The 15,617-nt window shown below is 63.8% G+C and carries 19 protein-coding genes; 12 read left to right on the forward strand and 7 right to left on the reverse strand.

Annotation, left to right across the window (positions count from 1 at the left end):
- Positions 1–3: 3 nt before the first annotated feature.
- The 6 genes from C7440_RS09795 (at position 4) to slmA (ending at position 4,173) form a co-directional block, all read left to right on the forward strand.
- On the forward strand, positions 4–597 hold the full coding sequence (locus tag C7440_RS09795) for a phosphoheptose isomerase (RefSeq protein WP_165832520.1): 594 nt from the start codon (positions 4–6) through the stop codon (positions 595–597).
- Positions 597–1,304, forward strand: coding sequence for a BON domain-containing protein (locus C7440_RS09800; protein WP_017524897.1), 708 nt, complete (start codon positions 597–599; stop codon positions 1,302–1,304). Before C7440_RS09795 ends, C7440_RS09800 begins: the two co-directional genes overlap by 1 nt.
- Complete coding sequence (locus C7440_RS09805) at positions 1,301–1,795, forward strand: TlpA disulfide reductase family protein (RefSeq protein WP_017524898.1); 495 nt, start codon at positions 1,301–1,303, stop codon at positions 1,793–1,795. Before C7440_RS09800 ends, C7440_RS09805 begins: the two co-directional genes overlap by 4 nt.
- Before the next feature lie 77 nt (positions 1,796–1,872).
- Positions 1,873–2,778 (forward strand): acetylglutamate kinase, encoded by a 906-nt coding sequence (argB, locus tag C7440_RS09810; protein ID WP_017524899.1) that lies wholly within the window; start codon positions 1,873–1,875, stop codon positions 2,776–2,778.
- A 53-nt stretch (positions 2,779–2,831) separates the two neighbouring features.
- Positions 2,832–3,578 (forward strand): pyrimidine 5'-nucleotidase, encoded by a 747-nt coding sequence (locus C7440_RS09815; protein ID WP_100224211.1) that lies wholly within the window; start codon positions 2,832–2,834, stop codon positions 3,576–3,578.
- A 22-nt stretch (positions 3,579–3,600) separates the two neighbouring features.
- Positions 3,601–4,173: a nucleoid occlusion factor SlmA gene (gene slmA, locus C7440_RS09820; RefSeq protein WP_017524901.1), complete on the forward strand. Its 573-nt coding sequence runs from the start codon at positions 3,601–3,603 to the stop codon at positions 4,171–4,173.
- Between the two features lies 1 nt (position 4,174).
- Here the strand turns inward: slmA and C7440_RS09825 are convergent, their stop codons facing one another.
- The 4 genes from C7440_RS09825 to gpmA all read right to left on the reverse strand — a co-directional run bounded on the left by C7440_RS09825 (position 4,175) and on the right by gpmA (position 8,671).
- A complete protein-coding gene (locus C7440_RS09825; RefSeq protein WP_017524902.1) occupies positions 4,175–4,924 on the reverse strand; it encodes a HesA/MoeB/ThiF family protein in 750 nt (249 codons plus the stop codon).
- A complete protein-coding gene (locus tag C7440_RS09830; RefSeq protein ID WP_116518375.1) occupies positions 4,917–6,437 on the reverse strand; it encodes a S41 family peptidase in 1,521 nt (506 codons plus the stop codon). Before C7440_RS09830 ends, C7440_RS09825 begins: the two co-directional genes overlap by 8 nt.
- A gap of 73 nt (positions 6,438–6,510) precedes the next feature.
- Positions 6,511–7,914: a murein hydrolase activator EnvC family protein gene (locus C7440_RS09835; protein ID WP_017524904.1), complete on the reverse strand. Its 1,404-nt coding sequence runs from the start codon at positions 7,912–7,914 to the stop codon at positions 6,511–6,513.
- Between the two features lie 7 nt (positions 7,915–7,921).
- Positions 7,922–8,671 carry a 2,3-diphosphoglycerate-dependent phosphoglycerate mutase gene (gene gpmA, locus C7440_RS09840; protein ID WP_026068021.1) on the reverse strand — a complete coding sequence of 250 codons (750 nt, stop codon included), beginning with the start codon at positions 8,669–8,671 and terminating at the stop codon, positions 7,922–7,924.
- Between the two features lie 144 nt (positions 8,672–8,815).
- Here gpmA and C7440_RS09845 point away from each other — a divergent pair, with 144 nt between their 5' ends.
- Genes C7440_RS09845 through C7440_RS09860 form a run of 4 tightly spaced genes read left to right on the forward strand, consistent with a single transcriptional unit; the run spans position 8,816 to position 11,118 of the window.
- A complete protein-coding gene (locus tag C7440_RS09845) occupies positions 8,816–9,226 on the forward strand; it encodes a rhodanese-like domain-containing protein (protein ID WP_017524906.1) in 411 nt (136 codons plus the stop codon).
- Between the two features lie 27 nt (positions 9,227–9,253).
- A complete protein-coding gene (grxC, locus tag C7440_RS09850; RefSeq protein ID WP_026068023.1) occupies positions 9,254–9,511 on the forward strand; it encodes a glutaredoxin 3 in 258 nt (85 codons plus the stop codon).
- Between the two features lie 38 nt (positions 9,512–9,549).
- Complete coding sequence (secB, locus tag C7440_RS09855; RefSeq protein WP_116518376.1) at positions 9,550–10,077, forward strand: protein-export chaperone SecB; 528 nt, start codon at positions 9,550–9,552, stop codon at positions 10,075–10,077.
- 9 nt (positions 10,078–10,086) lie between these two features.
- A complete protein-coding gene (locus tag C7440_RS09860) occupies positions 10,087–11,118 on the forward strand; it encodes an NAD(P)H-dependent glycerol-3-phosphate dehydrogenase (protein ID WP_017524909.1) in 1,032 nt (343 codons plus the stop codon).
- Between the two features lie 126 nt (positions 11,119–11,244).
- On the opposite strand, the gene C7440_RS09865 is transcribed toward C7440_RS09860, so the two are convergent.
- Positions 11,245–11,715 (reverse strand): tRNA (cytidine(34)-2'-O)-methyltransferase, encoded by a 471-nt coding sequence (locus C7440_RS09865; RefSeq protein WP_116518377.1) that lies wholly within the window; start codon positions 11,713–11,715, stop codon positions 11,245–11,247.
- A gap of 10 nt (positions 11,716–11,725) precedes the next feature.
- Positions 11,726–12,250, reverse strand: coding sequence for a ComF family protein (locus C7440_RS09870; protein WP_243410878.1), 525 nt, complete (start codon positions 12,248–12,250; stop codon positions 11,726–11,728).
- A 424-nt stretch (positions 12,251–12,674) separates the two neighbouring features.
- On the opposite strand from C7440_RS09870, the gene C7440_RS09875 reads away from it, so the two are divergent.
- Positions 12,675–13,586: a methyltransferase domain-containing protein gene (locus C7440_RS09875; protein WP_180064384.1), complete on the forward strand. Its 912-nt coding sequence runs from the start codon at positions 12,675–12,677 to the stop codon at positions 13,584–13,586.
- Between the two features lie 24 nt (positions 13,587–13,610).
- Here C7440_RS09875 and C7440_RS09880 read toward each other — a convergent pair whose 3' ends face one another.
- A complete protein-coding gene (locus C7440_RS09880) occupies positions 13,611–14,612 on the reverse strand; it encodes a PaaX family transcriptional regulator (RefSeq protein ID WP_165832521.1) in 1,002 nt (333 codons plus the stop codon).
- A gap of 216 nt (positions 14,613–14,828) precedes the next feature.
- Here C7440_RS09880 and C7440_RS09885 point away from each other — a divergent pair, with 216 nt between their 5' ends.
- On the forward strand, positions 14,829–15,611 hold the full coding sequence (locus C7440_RS09885; RefSeq protein ID WP_083851308.1) for an alpha/beta fold hydrolase: 783 nt from the start codon (positions 14,829–14,831) through the stop codon (positions 15,609–15,611).
- The last annotated feature ends 6 nt before the right edge of the window (positions 15,612–15,617 follow it).

Consider the following 15,617-nt stretch of genomic DNA (forward strand, 5'->3'; position numbering starts at 1 on the left):
GCCATGGACATGACCTCACGCATGGCGTCGCACTTCGACGACGCGATCGACACTTTCAAGGCCAGTTCGCAGGCCCTGGCTCAGCCGCTTTCCAATGCGGTCGACCTGCTTTTCAGCGCCCTGGCCAACAACAACAAGATCCTCGCCTGCGGCAATGGCGGCTCGGCCGCCGATGCCCAGCACTTCATTGCCGAACTGGTCGGCCGCTTCGAGCGCGACCGTCTGCCCCTGGCGGGTGTCGCACTCAACACCGACACCTCCATCCTCACGGCGGTGGGCAACGACTACGGCTTCGACGCGGTCTTCGAACGGCAAGTGGCGGCCCTGGGCCAGCCGGGCGACGTACTGGTGGCCATTTCCACCAGCGGGAACTCACCCAATGTACTGCGGTCCATAGAAGCAGCCCACGAACGAGAAATGTCCGTCATTGCCCTTAGCGGCAAAGGCGGTGGCAAGCTCAACGAACTGCTCTACGAAACCGACATCCACCTGTGTGTGCCCCACGATCGCACCATGCGCATCCAAGAGGTCCATATCCTGCTTCTGCATGCCCTGTGCGACGGCATAGACGCCCTGCTTCTCGGAGATACGCTCTAATGGCCATGAACCACCGCCTTTCGAAACTGCTGCTCGTCACCTGCATTCCCGTGGTGTCGCTGGTCGCCTTGTCCGGCTGCGCACCGCTGGTGGTGGGCGGCGCCGCGGCTACCACCGCCGTCGTGGCCACCGACCGCCGCACCGCGGGCGAACAGGTCGAAGACCAGGCCATCGAAATGAAGGTCGGCGCCGAAATGCGCAAGCTGGTCGGCGACAAGGGGCGTGTCAATACGATTGCATACGCCGGCAATGTGCTGTTGACGGGCGATGTCCCCACCGAGCAAGACAAGCAGCAGGCCGAGCAGCTGGCTTCCAAGGTCGAAAAGGTCAAGCGGGTGTACAACCAGCTGCGGGTGGGCGACATCACCTCCATCAACGTGCGCACCAACGACAGCTGGCTCAGCACCAAGGTCACCACCACGCTCATCAATACCAAAGACGTCCCCACCCGCACCATCGTGGTCTCCACCGAGCGGGGCGTCGTCTACCTCATGGGCCGGGTCACCGAAGCCGAAAGCGAAAGGGCCGGCAAGGCCGCCGCCGGGGTGTCCGGCATCAATAAAGTAGTAAAATTGTTCGAGATCGTCTCGCCTGAAAGCCTGGCCACCGACACGTCCGCCGCGCCTGTCCAAGAGTCCTCCGCTCCCGCCGCAGGCACCCAGCCCGACTCCGGTTCGGCCGAAGTACAAACCATGCCTGTCCAATGAAAAAACTACTTCTGGGCCTGGCGGCCCTGATTGTCGTGGCCGGTATCGGCCTGTGGCAATTCCAGGGTTCGGCCAAGGCCGCCCCGCAAGTCACCTATACGTCGCTCGACGGCCGCCAGTTCACCACCAACGACCTGCGCGGCAAAGTGTATCTGGTCAAGTTCTGGGCCACCAGCTGCGTCACCTGCGTGCAGCAGATGCCCGACACCGTGCAGGCCTACAACGACTACTCGCCGCAAGGCTACGAAGTCATTGCCGTGGCCATGGATTACGATCCGCCCGACTACGTCCGCAATTTCACCCAGTCGCGCCAGTTGCCCTTTACCGTTGCCATGGATGCAACGGGCGAGATCGCCAAGGCGTTCGGCGACGTAAAGCTCACGCCCACCGCATTTCTCGTCGACAAGCAGGGACGCATCATCAAGCGCTATCTGGGCAACTACGATAAATTGGCCTTTCGCCAAACGGTAGAACGGGCCCTGGCAGGCTGATCCTTCGCCAGGTCCGCATGTCGAACCCGAAAGCCCCGCTTTCGGGTTTTTCACAGTCATCCACTTCTCCGCCCGCCATGACCACACCCGCCCCCAACGATTCTTCCTCGCACTCTTCAACGGTCAAGGCCGACGTCCTGTCCGAAGCCCTTCCCTACATCCGCCGCTTCCATGGCAAGACCGTCGTCGTCAAGTACGGCGGCAACGCCATGATCGAAGAAGAACTGCAGCGCAGCTTTGCGCACGACGTCGTGCTGCTCAAGCTGGTCGGGCTGAATCCGGTGGTGGTGCATGGCGGCGGCCCGCAGATCAACGACGCGCTCAAGCGCATCGGCAAAGAAGGCACCTTTGTCCAGGGCATGCGGGTCACCGACGCCGAAACCATGGAAGTCGTGGAATGGGTGCTGGGCGGCCAGGTGCAACAAGACATCGTCATGATGATCAACGAGGCCGGCGGCAAGGCGGTGGGCCTCACGGGCAAGGACGGCTGCCTGATCCAGGCCCGCAAGAAGATGCTACCCGACAATGAAAAGCCCGGCGAGTGGCTCGACATCGGCTATGTGGGCGATATCACCCGGATCGAGCCCGCCGTGGTCAAGGCGCTGCAAGACGACCAGTTCATACCGGTCATCTCCTCCATCGGATACGGCGAGGACGGCCGCGCCTACAACATCAATGCCGACCTCGTGGCCGGCAAGATCGCCGAGGTGCTGGGCGCCGAGAAACTCATCATGATGACCAACACCCCCGGCGTGCTCGACAAGAACGGCCAGTTGCTGCGCAGCCTGTCGGCGCAGACCATAGACGAACTCTTCAAGGACGGCACCATCTCGGGAGGCATGCTGCCCAAGATCTCGTCCGCGCTCGAGGCCGCGCGCAACGGCGTCACCTCGGTGCATGTCGTCGACGGCCGCGTCCCGCATTGCCTGCTGCTCGAGATCCTGACCGATCGTGGCGTAGGCACCATGATCAGCTCCCACTAGGCTCGCCGGTGCCGGCGGCTTCCAGGCCCGAAAACGAGCCGGCACAACGCCGGCTGCTCGTTCCCCCGGCGCCGCACCGCCCGCGCCGCCGCAGCATCGGCTCGCGCTGGGCGGCGGGCGATGGCGGCGAGCGTGTCTGGCTCTTTGATCTGGACAACACGCTGCACGACTGCTCGGTCGCCATCTTCAAGGCCATCGACCAGAACATGACCGAGGCAGTGATCGAGGCGCTGGGCGTCGACCTGGGCGAAGCCCATCGGCTACGCGTCATGTACTGGAAGCGCTACGGCGCCACGGTAATAGGCATGTCGCGCCATCACGGCATCGATACCCGTTCGTTCCTTGAGCGCAGCCACCGTTTCGACCCGGCGCCGCTAGTGCATTGCGAGGCGGGCCTGGCGCGCAAGCTGCGCGGCCTGAAGGGGCGTAAAATCCTGCTTACCAACGCTCCGCTGGCATATGCGCGCGGCGTGCTCGGCACCCTTGGCATATTGCAGCAGTTCGAAAGCCTCTGGACCATCGACCACATGACGCTGCAAGGACGTATCAGGCCCAAGCCGACAATGGCCCTGATGAAGCAGGTGCTGGCACGCGTGGGCCAGCCGCCGTCCAACGTGGTGCTGGTCGAAGACACCCTCCGCAACCTCAAGTCCGCACGGGCGCTCGGCATGAAAACCGTCCACATATTCCATCCCGGCACACCTTTTTCGGGCTTGCACGCCGGCCGCAGCCCCTACGTCGACCTGCGGGTCAACTCCATCGGCCAGCTGCTCACCAGCCGCCACGCCCTGCGCGGCTGAGCCTCCGGCCTTCATACGAGCCATGGCCACGCACTTTTCCGCCAAGCAGGCCGCCATTCTCAAGACCCTGTCCGCCATGCTCGAACGGCCGGACGCCGGGCGCATCACCACAGCCGCCCTGGCCCATGAAATGGGCCAGTCCGAGGCGGCGCTGTATCGTCACTACTCCAGCAAGGCCGCCATATTCGCCGGCCTTATCGCGCTGGTCGGCGATCAGATCCTCGAAGACCTCACCCACATTGCGATCACCGAGGCTCAGGGCCGGCCCAGGTTGCGCAAGCAGGTTCACGCCCTGCTGCTGTTCGTCGAGCGGCATCGGGGCGCCGCCCGCGTCCTGACCGGCGGCGCGCTGGCCGGCGAAGCGCCGGCGCTGCAAGAGCAGGCCAACGCCTTGCTGCGCGAGGTGGAGCGCATGCTGGCTGAAAGCGCCCGGCTGGGCATGGAACAAGGGGAGCTGCCGGGGGGCGATGCCGGCCCCCGAGCCGAAGTACTGCTGCTGTATGTATTGGGCCGTTGGCTGCGTTATGCGCAAAGCGGCTGGCAGGCGGCCCCCACCGGCAATTTCAGGCAGCAGCTGGAACTGCTGGGCCTGTAGATCAGCGGTGGCCGCATACCGGACAGGCCGGGTCGCGCTGCAGGCCTATGCTGCTCCATTGCATGGTAAGGGCGTCCAGGCAAAGCAGGCGCCCTGTCAGGCTTTTACCCATGCCCGTGATGAGCTTGATGGCTTCGGCCGCCTGCGTGCTGCCGATGATGCCCACCAGCGGGCCCAGCACCCCTGTTGTGGCGCAACTGACTTCGTCGGCTTCGTCGGCCTCGGGAAACAGGCAGTGATAGCAGGGCGATGCATCGTCGCGCATGTCATAGACGCTGACTTGCCCCGCAAACCGTATGGCCGCCCCCGACACCAGCGGCTTGCGATGCAGCACACAGGCCCGGTTGACCGCATGGCGGGTGGCGAAATTATCGCAGCAATCAAGCACCACGTCGGCCTGGGCCACGGCGTCTTCAAGCTCGCTTCCCAGCAGGCGCCGCACAACGGCATCGACCTGCACCGAAGGGTTCAGCGCATGCAGGGCCAGCTTGCCCGATTCGGCCTTGGCCTGATCGAGCCTGTCGGTAGTGTGGATGATTTGACGCTGGAGGTTGCTGAGCTCGACCACGTCGTCGTCGGCCAGCGTGATGCGGCCGACCCCGGCGCCGGCCAGGTACAGCGAGGCCGGTGCCCCCAAACCGCCCGCGCCTATGATCAGCACGCGCGCCTGAAGCAGTTTCTCCTGCCCTTCGATACCAAGCTCGTTGAGCAGGATGTGCCGCGCATACCGCAGCAGATCCTGGTCATTCATGGATGGGGGCCAGACCGTCCGGAGTGATGCGGAAACGCTCTATTCTGTCGGGCGGGACGGTTTGCGCGGGCTGCTCAGTTTTTTTTTGAGCCTCGTCCTTGGAAGCGGCGGCCTGCGAAGCGCCGGCGGGTTCTTTCTTGGCCGCGGCGGGACGCGGCCCGCTCTTGCTGACAGACCTGCCCTCGAGCAGATTGATGGCCTGTTGCAGCTGGAAGTCGTCGGCCCCGCCGAATTCGAACATCTTGGGCTCGGGGCGATCGCCTTCTTCGTCTTCGACCGGAGTAACGACTTCGGGCGTGGCCATTGCATTTTCAAGGTGATGCGCCAGGTCGGCCTCGCGCGGCAGGCGGAACAGATTGCCCTGCGCCGTATCGTCGACCGTGATGTCGGGCTCGACGCCCGTTACCTGTATGGAGCGGCCCTTGGGCGTGTAGTAGCGGGCCGTGGTTAGCTTGATGCCGGTGTCTTCGCCCAGCGGCAGGACGCTTTGTACCGACCCCTTGCCGAAAGTGCGGTTGCCCAGCACCTTGGCGCGGCCATGGTCCTGCAGGGCGCCCGCGACGATTTCAGAGGCGGAAGCCGAGCCGACATTGACCAGCACCACCATAGGCACGGTGCGTGTCCATTCGGGCGCGCCGCGCAGGGGATCGCCGCCCGCGAACGAGCGCATGTAGTCGCTGGGCTTGGCGAAGTACTCGCGATTTGCCGATGCAATGCGGCCCTTGGTGGAGACGACCGCCACGTTGGGCTGCAGGAAGGTGGAGGAAACACCAATGGCCGCGTCGAGCAGGCCGCCCGGATCGTTGCGCAGGTCGAGGATGAGGCCCTTGGGCGGCTTGGATTCGCCCAGCTTGCTCAGCTGATTGACCAAGTCGGCCGCGGTGCGTTCCTGGAACTGGGCCACCCGTACGTAGGCAATGCCGTTGTCGAGCATCTTGCTGCGCACGCTGCGCACCTTGATGAGGTCGCGCACGATCTTCACGACAAGGGGCTTTTCTTGTTCGGCGCGCTTGATGGTAAGCACGATGGAGGTCTTGGGCTCGCCACGCATGAGCTTGATGGCTTCATTGAGGGTCATGCCCTTGGTGGGCTTGCCGTCGATATGGGTGATGAGGTCGCCTGCCAGGATGCCGGCGCGTGCGGCCGGCGTGTCTTCGATGGGCGCAATGACCTTGGGCATGCCGTCTTCGCTGCCGATCTCGATGCCCAGGCCGCCGAAGCCGCCCTGCGTGATGGCTTCCATTTCCTTGAATGCCTCGGCGTCGAGATAGGCCGAGTGGGGATCGAGGTCGTCGAACATGCCCTTGATGGCATCGTTGATGAGCTTTTCGTCTGTCAGGGGCTCGACGTAGCTGGCCTTGATCGCCGAAAACACGTTGGCGAACTGCTGCAGCTCTTTCAGGGGCAAAGGTTCCGCACGCTGCGCCAGGGCCGATATGCCCAGGCTGACCAGGATGCCGCCCACGGCGCCCAGAACCACCAAACCGAAACTGCCTACCCTGCGAGTGCCCATGCACACATTCCTGAAATGATATTTTGGTATCGGCACCGCCGCCGGCGGTGCCGCCAGACAAATAGTACCGAAATTAACGCGCCAGCCAAAGAAGCGGATTGACGGGTTTGCCCTGATGGCGAATCTCAAAGTATAGACCGGACTCGACCTGGCCGCCTGTTGCGCCCACCGTAGCGATCGCCTCGCCGGCCGCCACCGCCTGGCCGACCTGCTTGAGCAGGCTCTGGTTGTAGGCGTAGACGCTGAGGTATTGCGCACCATGGTCAATGATGAGAATGTTGCCGAAACCCTTGAGCCAGTCGGCGTAGACGACCCTGCCGGCAGCGATGGCCTTGACCGGCGTGCCCTCGCTTGCCCTGAGCACGATTCCGCGCCACAGGCCGCCATCGGGTCGTTCTGCGCCGAAGCGGCCCTGCACCTCGCCGCGCACGGGGTAAGGCAGGCCCTGGCGCAGGCCACGCAGGGCGGCGGGCTCGGGCGCCGACGCCGGGGCTTCCTGCGCTTGTTGCCGGGCGGCTTGTTCCTGCTCGCGTTCGCGGGCGCGAGCCCGCTCTACCTGCTCGCGGGCCTGGCGCGCGGCCTCTTGGTCGCGGTGCGACTGCCGCTGTGCTTCTTCCTGACGCTGGCGCTCTTGCTCGGCGCGTTGCTCCTGCAGGCGCCGCGCTTCTTCCTGACGGCGAAGTTCCGCCTGGCGCGCCGCTTCCCGGCGCCGCTCTTCGGCCAGTCGTGCTTCTTCGGCCTGCTTGGCAATGGCCTCTTCGAGCCCGGTGATGAGCCGGCCCAGGCGACGCTCGTCGCGCTGCATGGTGTCGGCCTGGGCCCGCTGGGCCTTCAGCTGTTCGCTGATCTTGTCCAGGACGCGCTTGCGCTCTTGTTTCTGCTCTTCGAGCTCTGCCTTGCGCTGCCCCGTTTCTTCGGCCACGCGCTCGAGTTCGCTCTTGCGCTGCCGGGACCTGTCCTGCAAGGCATTCAGGCGCTCGAGCGCCTGGGCAACCGCCTGCAACGCAGCCGCCTGGGCCTGCGAGACATAGCTAAGATAGCCCAGCTCACGGCCTATGGCCTGCGGGTCATCGCCCGACAGCAAGGCGGCCCACGGCGACAGGCCGCTGGCGTACTGGGCCCGCAGTTGATCGGCCAGTTCTTGCTGGCGCTGCTTGAGCTCCTGGCGCGAGTCGGCGATCTGGCCTTCGAGGCGCTTGAGATCATCTTCGGCCTGCTGCTTCTGGCGGGCCAGTTCGGCCAGCCGCCGGTCAATGTCCGAGATCGCTGTTTCCGAAGCTTCGAGCGCCTGGGCCGCATCGTTGCGCGAGGCCTCGTGCTTGTTGATGTCTTTCTGCAGCGTCTCGATGCGGTCGCGCAGGCGGGCCTGCTGCGCCTGCGCGTCGGCCTGCCGGCTTTGCAGGGACGCGGCCGGATCGGCCGCAAGCGCCGATCCGAGCCATACGGCCAATAGCGCCGCCGAACCGATACGCTGCATCAAGGAATCAACCCTTGGCCTTGCCCTGGGCGGCCACAGCCGCCATGGCTGCCTGGATTTCGTCGGCATTGCCCAGGTAGTAATGGCGCAGCGGCTTGAGATCGTCGTCGAGTTCGTAGACCAGGGGCTGGCCGGTGGGGATGTTGACGCCCACGATATCGTTGTCTGAAATGGAATCGAGATGCTTGATGAGGGCACGCAGGCTGTTGCCGTGGGCCGCGATCAGCACACGGCGGCCGGCGCGCAGCGCCGGAGCGATGGAGTCGTTCCAGAAAGGCACGACGCGCTCGACAGTGTCTTTCAGGCATTCGGTGGCGGGCAGGTTTTCGGGCGCAACCTTTGCATAGCGCTTGTCGAAACGCGGGTGGCGCGGGTCGTCGTGGTCGAGGGGGTCGGGGGCGATGGCATAGGCGCGCCGCCACACCAGTACTTGCTCTTCGCCGAACTTGGCCGCGGTCTCGGCCTTGTTCAGGCCCTGCAGGGCGCCGTAGTGCCGCTCGTTCAGGCGCCAGTTCAGGCCTATGGGCGTATGCATGGCGTCCATGGCGTCAAGGGCGATCCACAAGGTGCGGATGGCCCGCTTGAGCACCGACGAGAATGCCAGGTCGAACTCGTAGCCTTCGCGCTTGAGCAGCTCGCCGGCCTGGCGGGCCTGCTCGCGGCCGGTGTCGGTAAGATCGACATCGGTCCAGCCGGTAAATCGGTTCTCGAGGTTCCACTGGCTTTCGCCGTGACGCATCAGTACGAGTTTATGCATAGTAAGTCCAGGTTTTCCTAGTGTCGCGTCCCGCGGTCATGGCGACAAAACCGCGGGACATGAGGCTGGTTAGTTGAATATTGCCGTCCATTTTATAATCGACCGATTCCCCCTTACTTAAAGAGATAAATCGAGATACATATCGTGGACTTCATCCTTAGTCAGAATAATCTGTACATTGTACTTATTGCCGTCGTGTCGGGCGCGTTGCTGCTGTGGCCTTCCCTAGGCAAGCGCCGCGGTTCCAACCCGGTCAGCGCCACCGAAGCCGTGCAGTTGGCAAACCGCCAGCAGGGCGTCTTTATCGACGTGCGCAGCCCCGAGCAATACAAGGCGGGCACCATCGCCCAGGCACGCAATGTGCCGGCAGCCGAAATCGAGGCCAAGCTCGACACGCTGCCCAAGAACAAGCCGCTCATCGTGTTTTGCGACCAGGGCCGCGAAGCCATTCGGGCGGCGGCCGCCTTGCGCAAGCACGGGCTCGAGGCGGTCAGCCTCGAGGGCGGCCTGCGCGCCTGGAGCCAGGCGGGCCTGCCCCTGTCGAAAAAAGCCTGAACCACTTTCATCCCTGCGAGGCAATTCATGGCATCCGTTACGATGTACTGCACGGCAGTATGCCCTTACTGCATACGCGCCGAAATGCTGCTCAAGCAGCGGGGCGTCACCCAAATCGACAAGATCCGCGTCGACACGCACCCCGAGCGGCGGGTTGAAATGATGCAACGCACGGGGCGACGCACCGTGCCGCAAATCTACATCGGCGACACCCACGTCGGCGGCTACGACGACCTGGCGGCGCTTGACCGCGCCGACGGCCTGATGCCGCTGCTCAACAACTGACTCAACCCGAACGCAAGCGTTCACACTTAGGAAGACAAATGGCCGATCAGGACCAAAACCAAGCCAATCAGAACAATAACCAGGAACCCAGCTTCGGGCTGCAGCGCACCTACATCAAGGATGTTTCGCTCGAAATGCCCAATGCGCCCCAGATCTTCCTCGAGCAGGAAGGCCCCACGGTCGAGGTGTCGATCAATGTGGGCGGACAGCGCCTGGCCGAGACCATCTTCGAATCCACCGTCACGGCCACCGTCACGACACGCGTCGAAGACAAAGTGCTGTATCTCATCGAAGCCACCCAGGCCGGCATCTTCGAGGCCGCCAACATTCCCGCCGAACAGCTCGACCCCCTTCTGGGCATCGTCTGCCCTACCATGCTGTACCCCTACCTGCGGGCCAACGTGGCCGACCTGATCAACCGCACCTCGCTGCCGCCGCTGCATCTTACCGAGGTCAACTTCCAGAACCTGTACGAACAGCGCCTGCAGCAGCTGGCCGAGCAGCAGGGCCAGCCCGCGCGGCAAGACTCGGGCATCGTCCTGCCTCCCGGCGTCACGCGCCAATAAGCGCTTCATATGGCCGTGCCACGCCTGCGTACGACGGTGCTCGGAGCCGGTAGCTGGGGCACTGCCCTGGCCGCCCTGGCCAGTCACCATTCCGACACCCTGCTCTGGGCGCGCGACGCCGCCCAGGCGCAGGCCATAGGCAAGCAGCACGTCAACACACGCTATCTGCCCGATATACAGCTGCCTTCGGCGCTTCAATGCACCAGCGACTTCGATGAAGCGGTGGGGCACGCCTGCCGGGGCGGCGTCTCGTCCGCCCTCATCATCCTGGGCGTGCCGGTCGCGGGCATGGCCGAAACCTGTTCCCGCCTGGCCCAGGCACTGGCGCAATGGCCCAGCAGCAAGCCGCCCGTCATATGGACATGCAAGGGCTTTGACCAGGCCAGCGGCCAGCTGCCGCACGAAATCGCCGCGGCCGCCCTGCGGGGGCTCGCCCTGCCGGGCGTGCTGTCGGGCCCCTCGTTCGCCAAAGAAGTGGCACAGGGCCTGCCGGTGGCGCTGACCATCGCCAGCGAACACGAAGCAACCCGCCAAGCGGCTACCGCCGCCCTGCACGGGCGCACGGCACGCATCTACGGCAGCACCGACGTCGTCGGGGTCGAGGTGGGCGGCGCCCTGAAAAACGTCATTGCCATCGCCTGCGGCATTTCCGACGGCCTGGCACTGGGCGCCAATGCGCGCGCCGCCCTCATCACGCGCGGGCTGGCCGAAATCCAGCGCATGGGCGTGGCCCTGGGCGGCATGCCCGAAACCTTTTCCGGCCTGACGGGCCTGGGCGACCTTGTGCTGACCGCCACCGGCGACCTGTCGCGCAATCGCCGGGTGGGCCTGGCAATAGGCACCGGCCAAACGCTGGAAGCCGTGCTGGCGGGCGGCATGACGGCCGAAGGAGTGCGCTGCGCGCGCGCCGCCCTGGCCCTGGGTCAGAAGCATGGCGTCGACCTTCCCATCACCGAAGCCGTATGCAGCGTGCTGTTCGACGGCCTGGCACCCCGCCAGGCCGTTTCAGAATTGCTGTCGCGCGAAGCCAAGCCCGAATAAGCGCCACCACCAAAACCTCGGCGCCGCCCGTGTATCCCGGCTGGCGCCAAGCTTTGAAAGCCGCTGCGAGCGAGGCATTGGGAGCCCCGGTTGCGCAAAGCGAGCCGGCCAGCATCTGCCCGCCCCCTACACGCCGCCTTTGTACCCTTGCTGACGCCAGGCCTCGAACACCGTCACGGCCACCGCATTGGAAAGATTCAGGCTGCGTTGGTCGGGAAGCATGGGCAGGCGCAAGCGCTGCGCAGGTGCAAAGCGCTGCAGGTCGTGCGCTGAAAGGCCCGCGGTTTCACGCCCGAATACAAAGGCGTCGCCCGGCTCGAAGCGCTGAGCGCCCAGAAGGCTGCTGGCCCGGGTCGTCATGGCAAAGCAGCGCCCGGCAGGTGCCCCGATTGCCTCGAGGGCGGCGGCCAGGTCGTCATGGACACGCACTGTCGCCCACTCGTGGTAATCAAGGCCGGCGCGCCTGAGCTTGCTGTCTTCAAGCTCGAAGCCCAGCGGCCGCACCAGATGCAGGGATGCGCCCGTATTGGCCGCCAGGCGGATGACATTGCCCGTGTTGGGAGGGATCTCGGGAGAGACCAGCACGATGTGAAACATGGTTATTCCGTCAGTCTTGTCTATAGGGGGTGCGTGCCGCCACCAGGCCCACCACCCTTGCCGCACCGGCCTTTTTTAGCGCCACGGCAACGGCATGCAAGGTGGCGCCGGTAGTCAGTACGTCGTCGACCACCGCCACCGCCGCCCCTTCCACCGGGCCGACGCATTGGTATCTGCCTGCCTGTGGGCCGGTGCGGGCGGCCCGGCCAAGCTGCTTCTGGCTGGCTCCTTCGCCGCTGCGAAGCAGCAGGCCGGGCCGATAGGCCAGCCCCAGCCTGGCGGCCAGTTGCCGTGCGATTTCGCCGGCCGGATTGAACCCCCGCCTGCGCAGCGCCTGGCGGCTGGAAGGCACGGGCAGCACGATTGTAATCCTCTCGACCTGTGGGCTGGCATGCCGCACGGCTTGCGCCAGTAGTTCGGCCATGAAGCGGGCGTGGTGGAACTTTCCCGCATTCTTGAACTGCAGGATCAATTGATCGACCGGCGGCACGTAGTCGAGCGCCGCCACCACGCGATCGAATGCGGGCGCAAGCACCGCGCAATCCGGGCATTGTGCGCCAGGCCGGAGCGCGAGCGCACAAACGGGACAGCGGTGGCCGGCCGCCGCGCGCATGTCGACCAGGCAGCCGGAACAAGGCCTACCGCCCCGCGACGCCGCCAGACATAGCGGACAATGGGTTGGCACGTGATCGAGCCAACGCAGCAGATACCGCTGCGGGACAGACAGCCGATACCCGTGAAAAGCTGCCCGCCCGAGCCAGTTGCCCGCCCGGCGCGGCACAGGCGCTGCCGCCTGCGCCGCATGACGGCCCGAAGGCGCGGCGGCGTCGGAGAACCCTTGCGATTCGCGTCGAGAAGGCAGATCGGCCATAATGAAAGACCAGCCACTTGGTCCTCGCATGAAAGGTGCCTTCATCACAGCATGCCTTGCCGGCGCCTGCCAGACCCTTACCGCACAAATGTCACAGCCTCCTACCCTGCCGCTGGAACCCGCGCATGTCATCCGCCAGTTCGCGCGCCGAGCGCCCCTGGACAAGGCCCAGTTTCTGTATGGGGAAATCGCCCAGCGCATGCTGCAGCGCCTCAGCTATATCAAGGTGCAGCCGCATGCGGTCATGGACGCCGGCTGCGGGGCGGGCCATGCGCTCGAGCCGCTGCGCGCGCGCTATGCAAACATAGACTACACGGGCATCGACGCCTGCCCGCCCCAGATCCGGGCCGCAATCGACCGCTACGCCACACGGCCCAGCCTATGGCAAAAGCTGCGCAACAAGCCGACCCAGGCAGCGCGCTTCCTGGTCGCCGACATGGCTGATACGGGCCAGCCGCCGGAAAGCCAGGACCTGGTCTGGTCGAACATGGCCCTGCACTGGCACCATCGGCCGCACGAAGTGCTGGCAGAGTGGCGCCGGGTGCTGAAAACGGGCGGCCTGGCCATGTTCTCGTGCTTGGGCCCGGGCTCGCTCAAAGAGCTGCGCCAGGCCCTGGCCGAAGCCGGCATAAAGACCGCCGTGCCGCAGTTCGTCGACATGCATGATTTCGGAGACCTGCTGCTCGAGCAGGGTTTCGCCGATCCGGTCATGGACCAGGAAGTCATCACCCTTACCTACCGGCAGGCCGACAGGCTGCTTGATGACCTTCGCGTTCTGGGCGGCAACCCCAGTTTGGGGCGCACGCCCGGGCTGGTGGGCCGGGACTGGCGCGGCCGCCTGCTCGACGCGCTTCAAAAACAGCGCCATCTTGACGGCACGATACACCTGAGCCTCGAGGTGGCCTATGGCCATGCGTGGCGTGCGGCTTCAAGAAGGGTTTCAAGCGGCGAGACGCGTATTTCGATCGACTCGATAGGGCGCCGCCCCGCTGGCGGCTAAAGCCTAGGGCGAAGGGCGGCCCTTTCAGGGTTGACGCGGCGTCTGTTTCCTGGTTTTTTTCGTGTCCATGTCGATGGGCTGGGTGGTTCTGATGGCGCATTGCTCGAAGTGCTCGCGCGCGCCCTCGGCCAGCAGGGGATGCATGGCATAGAACAACTCAAGCGCCTCCCCGCGCCGCCATTCGATCTCCAGGACAGTATCCGGCAGATTGGGGTCTATCGTGGCCATCTTCCTGAACATATCGATCAATCGCGTTCTGATGACGAAGGCATCCAGGGGCGACACCCCTTTTTTATTGATCGTTTCATACATCGGCTCGAATTTCGCCAGGAACATATCGTACAAAGAACTCAGGAGCTCGAGATTCCACGCACGATGAATGACGTTGCGGGCTTCCTGCGGATCGTTGAGGCTCACGTTCAGGCTCAATACTTGTCCTTCCATCCCTAGACGGGAAATCAGACGTTTCAGTTCACGACTCTCTCCACCACCTGCTATCCATATGCCCTCCTGGATCACGCCAAAATGGCGTAAGGTAAGCCAACGACCCAAGCGGACCCGATCCGCGCGATGGCCGTCGACCTTGTGACCCTCGGCACCTTGATACAAAACGATCCTCCAACTTCCATCCCATTGGGGATCGGCCTTCGCCGAGAAAGTATGATGCCGGCCTTCTTCGATGACCGCCAGAAGGCGAGGCGCGCTGACATAAAAAATAAAACGACCCTCACGTTGCGAAATCAGTAGATTGCGTAGGCAGACGCGATTGATCGCCACCCGGGCGCCAGCTACGGAAAAACCCAGATCCTGAAGTAGATTGACGAGGCCTCCCGACCACACCTGTTCGTGTTCTTCCACGTATTCGCCGAACAGGCCAAGAATGATCTCTTGGGGCTGCAATACTGTGAATTTCTTGGCCTGCTGCGCAAGACTGACTTTTTTCGTACGTGGTTTCGAGCTGCGAACAGGGGCCAGAGACGCTGGACGAGTCACAAAGCTTCCTCGAGATTCAAAGTAATACGTCATTATGACTTCCCACCGAATATCCCAATGCCGGGTATCGGCCAATGATGTTAGCACGAGCATTCGCCAAGACTCCCACAGCAATGCTCCATCCTAAACATACTTTACGATAAATCTTATACACTATTATAATTGACATGTAATTTATTTTTAAGTAGTATCATCTCAGGCCGTTGATGGGCCTACTCCGCATCCCCCAACTCATGCATCGATTAGGCCATGCCACATTCCTCTCAATCCGAATACTCCCAGGGCCGTACTTCGAACGGACTTGCCTACGAACGGCGCGGTAAAGGCCTTCCTCTCGTATTGCTGCACGGATGGTGCCTGAACGCCAAGATGTGGGCTTACGCGCAAGAGGACCTGGGCGCAGATCACGAGATCATCACTTTCGATCTAGCCGGCTTCGGTCGCTCGTCACACTTGGCCGGCCCTTATGGCTTCGAGCGGCATGCCCGAGACCTGGCTGCCGCATTCAACGAGCTGGAGCTGCAGCGCCCCGTCGTAGCGGGCTTTGCTTTCGGTGCTGCGATCGCGGTGGCTCTGGGCAAGTCGAACCCGACGCAGATCACGGCGGTTATCGCGGTGGGGCTTCCGTCGGCGCAAGCCTCACCCTACGCAAAAATGCCCCGAGCGATGCGGCGCGACTGGCCAGGTTTCGCCCGCAAATCGGCCGAAGCCCTGTTCTACAACACTCAGTCCGAAGCCACCCTGGGGTGGATCGAACGCATGTTCGGCGATGCCTCCCTATGCGTGGCCGTTGAAACGGTGAGGCTCCTCGAGCACTACGAACCCGCCGAAGCCGTGAAAGGCCTGGAGCTTCCCACGCTGCTCATCCATGGAGACCAGGATCAGGTGGCGCCTGTCGCCACGGGTCAGGCATGCGCGCAAGCCATCCCCGGCTCTAAATTGGCCGTCGTGGAAAACTGCGGCCATCTCATCGTCATCGACAACAAGAATGCCTTCCATGACGTTGTAAGAAGCTTTCTTTCTACTCTTTGAACACGT

This window comes from Pusillimonas noertemannii (assembly GCF_003096595.1).
In the GTDB taxonomy this organism is placed as follows: Bacteria; Pseudomonadota; Gammaproteobacteria; order Burkholderiales; family Burkholderiaceae_B; genus Pusillimonas; species Pusillimonas noertemannii.

Bases quoted from the DNA above. Each gene is read 5' to 3' on its own strand.
- slmA (WP_017524901.1), top strand. From the start codon at position 3,601: ATGGCCACGCACTTTTCCGCCAAGCAGGCCGCCATTCTCAAGACCCTG.
- C7440_RS09805 (WP_017524898.1), top strand. From the start codon at position 1,301: ATGAAAAAACTACTTCTGGGCCTGGCGGCCCTGATTGTCGTGGCCGGT.
- C7440_RS09885 (WP_083851308.1), top strand. From the start codon at position 14,829: ATGCCACATTCCTCTCAATCCGAATACTCCCAGGGCCGTACTTCGAAC.
- argB (WP_017524899.1), top strand. From the start codon at position 1,873: ATGACCACACCCGCCCCCAACGATTCTTCCTCGCACTCTTCAACGGTC.
- C7440_RS09835 (WP_017524904.1), bottom strand. From the start codon at position 7,914: ATGCAGCGTATCGGTTCGGCGGCGCTATTGGCCGTATGGCTCGGATCG.
- C7440_RS09795 (WP_165832520.1), top strand. From the start codon at position 4: ATGGACATGACCTCACGCATGGCGTCGCACTTCGACGACGCGATCGAC.
- C7440_RS09865 (WP_116518377.1), bottom strand. From the start codon at position 11,715: ATGTTTCACATCGTGCTGGTCTCTCCCGAGATCCCTCCCAACACGGGC.
- C7440_RS09880 (WP_165832521.1), bottom strand. From the start codon at position 14,612: ATGACGTATTACTTTGAATCTCGAGGAAGCTTTGTGACTCGTCCAGCG.
- gpmA (WP_026068021.1), bottom strand. From the start codon at position 8,671: ATGCATAAACTCGTACTGATGCGTCACGGCGAAAGCCAGTGGAACCTC.
- C7440_RS09875 (WP_180064384.1), top strand. From the start codon at position 12,675: ATGTCACAGCCTCCTACCCTGCCGCTGGAACCCGCGCATGTCATCCGC.
- C7440_RS09800 (WP_017524897.1), top strand. From the start codon at position 597: ATGGCCATGAACCACCGCCTTTCGAAACTGCTGCTCGTCACCTGCATT.
- C7440_RS09825 (WP_017524902.1), bottom strand. From the start codon at position 4,924: ATGAATGACCAGGATCTGCTGCGGTATGCGCGGCACATCCTGCTCAAC.
- C7440_RS09830 (WP_116518375.1), bottom strand. From the start codon at position 6,437: ATGGGCACTCGCAGGGTAGGCAGTTTCGGTTTGGTGGTTCTGGGCGCC.
- secB (WP_116518376.1), top strand. From the start codon at position 9,550: ATGGCCGATCAGGACCAAAACCAAGCCAATCAGAACAATAACCAGGAA.
- grxC (WP_026068023.1), top strand. From the start codon at position 9,254: ATGGCATCCGTTACGATGTACTGCACGGCAGTATGCCCTTACTGCATA.
- C7440_RS09860 (WP_017524909.1), top strand. From the start codon at position 10,087: ATGGCCGTGCCACGCCTGCGTACGACGGTGCTCGGAGCCGGTAGCTGG.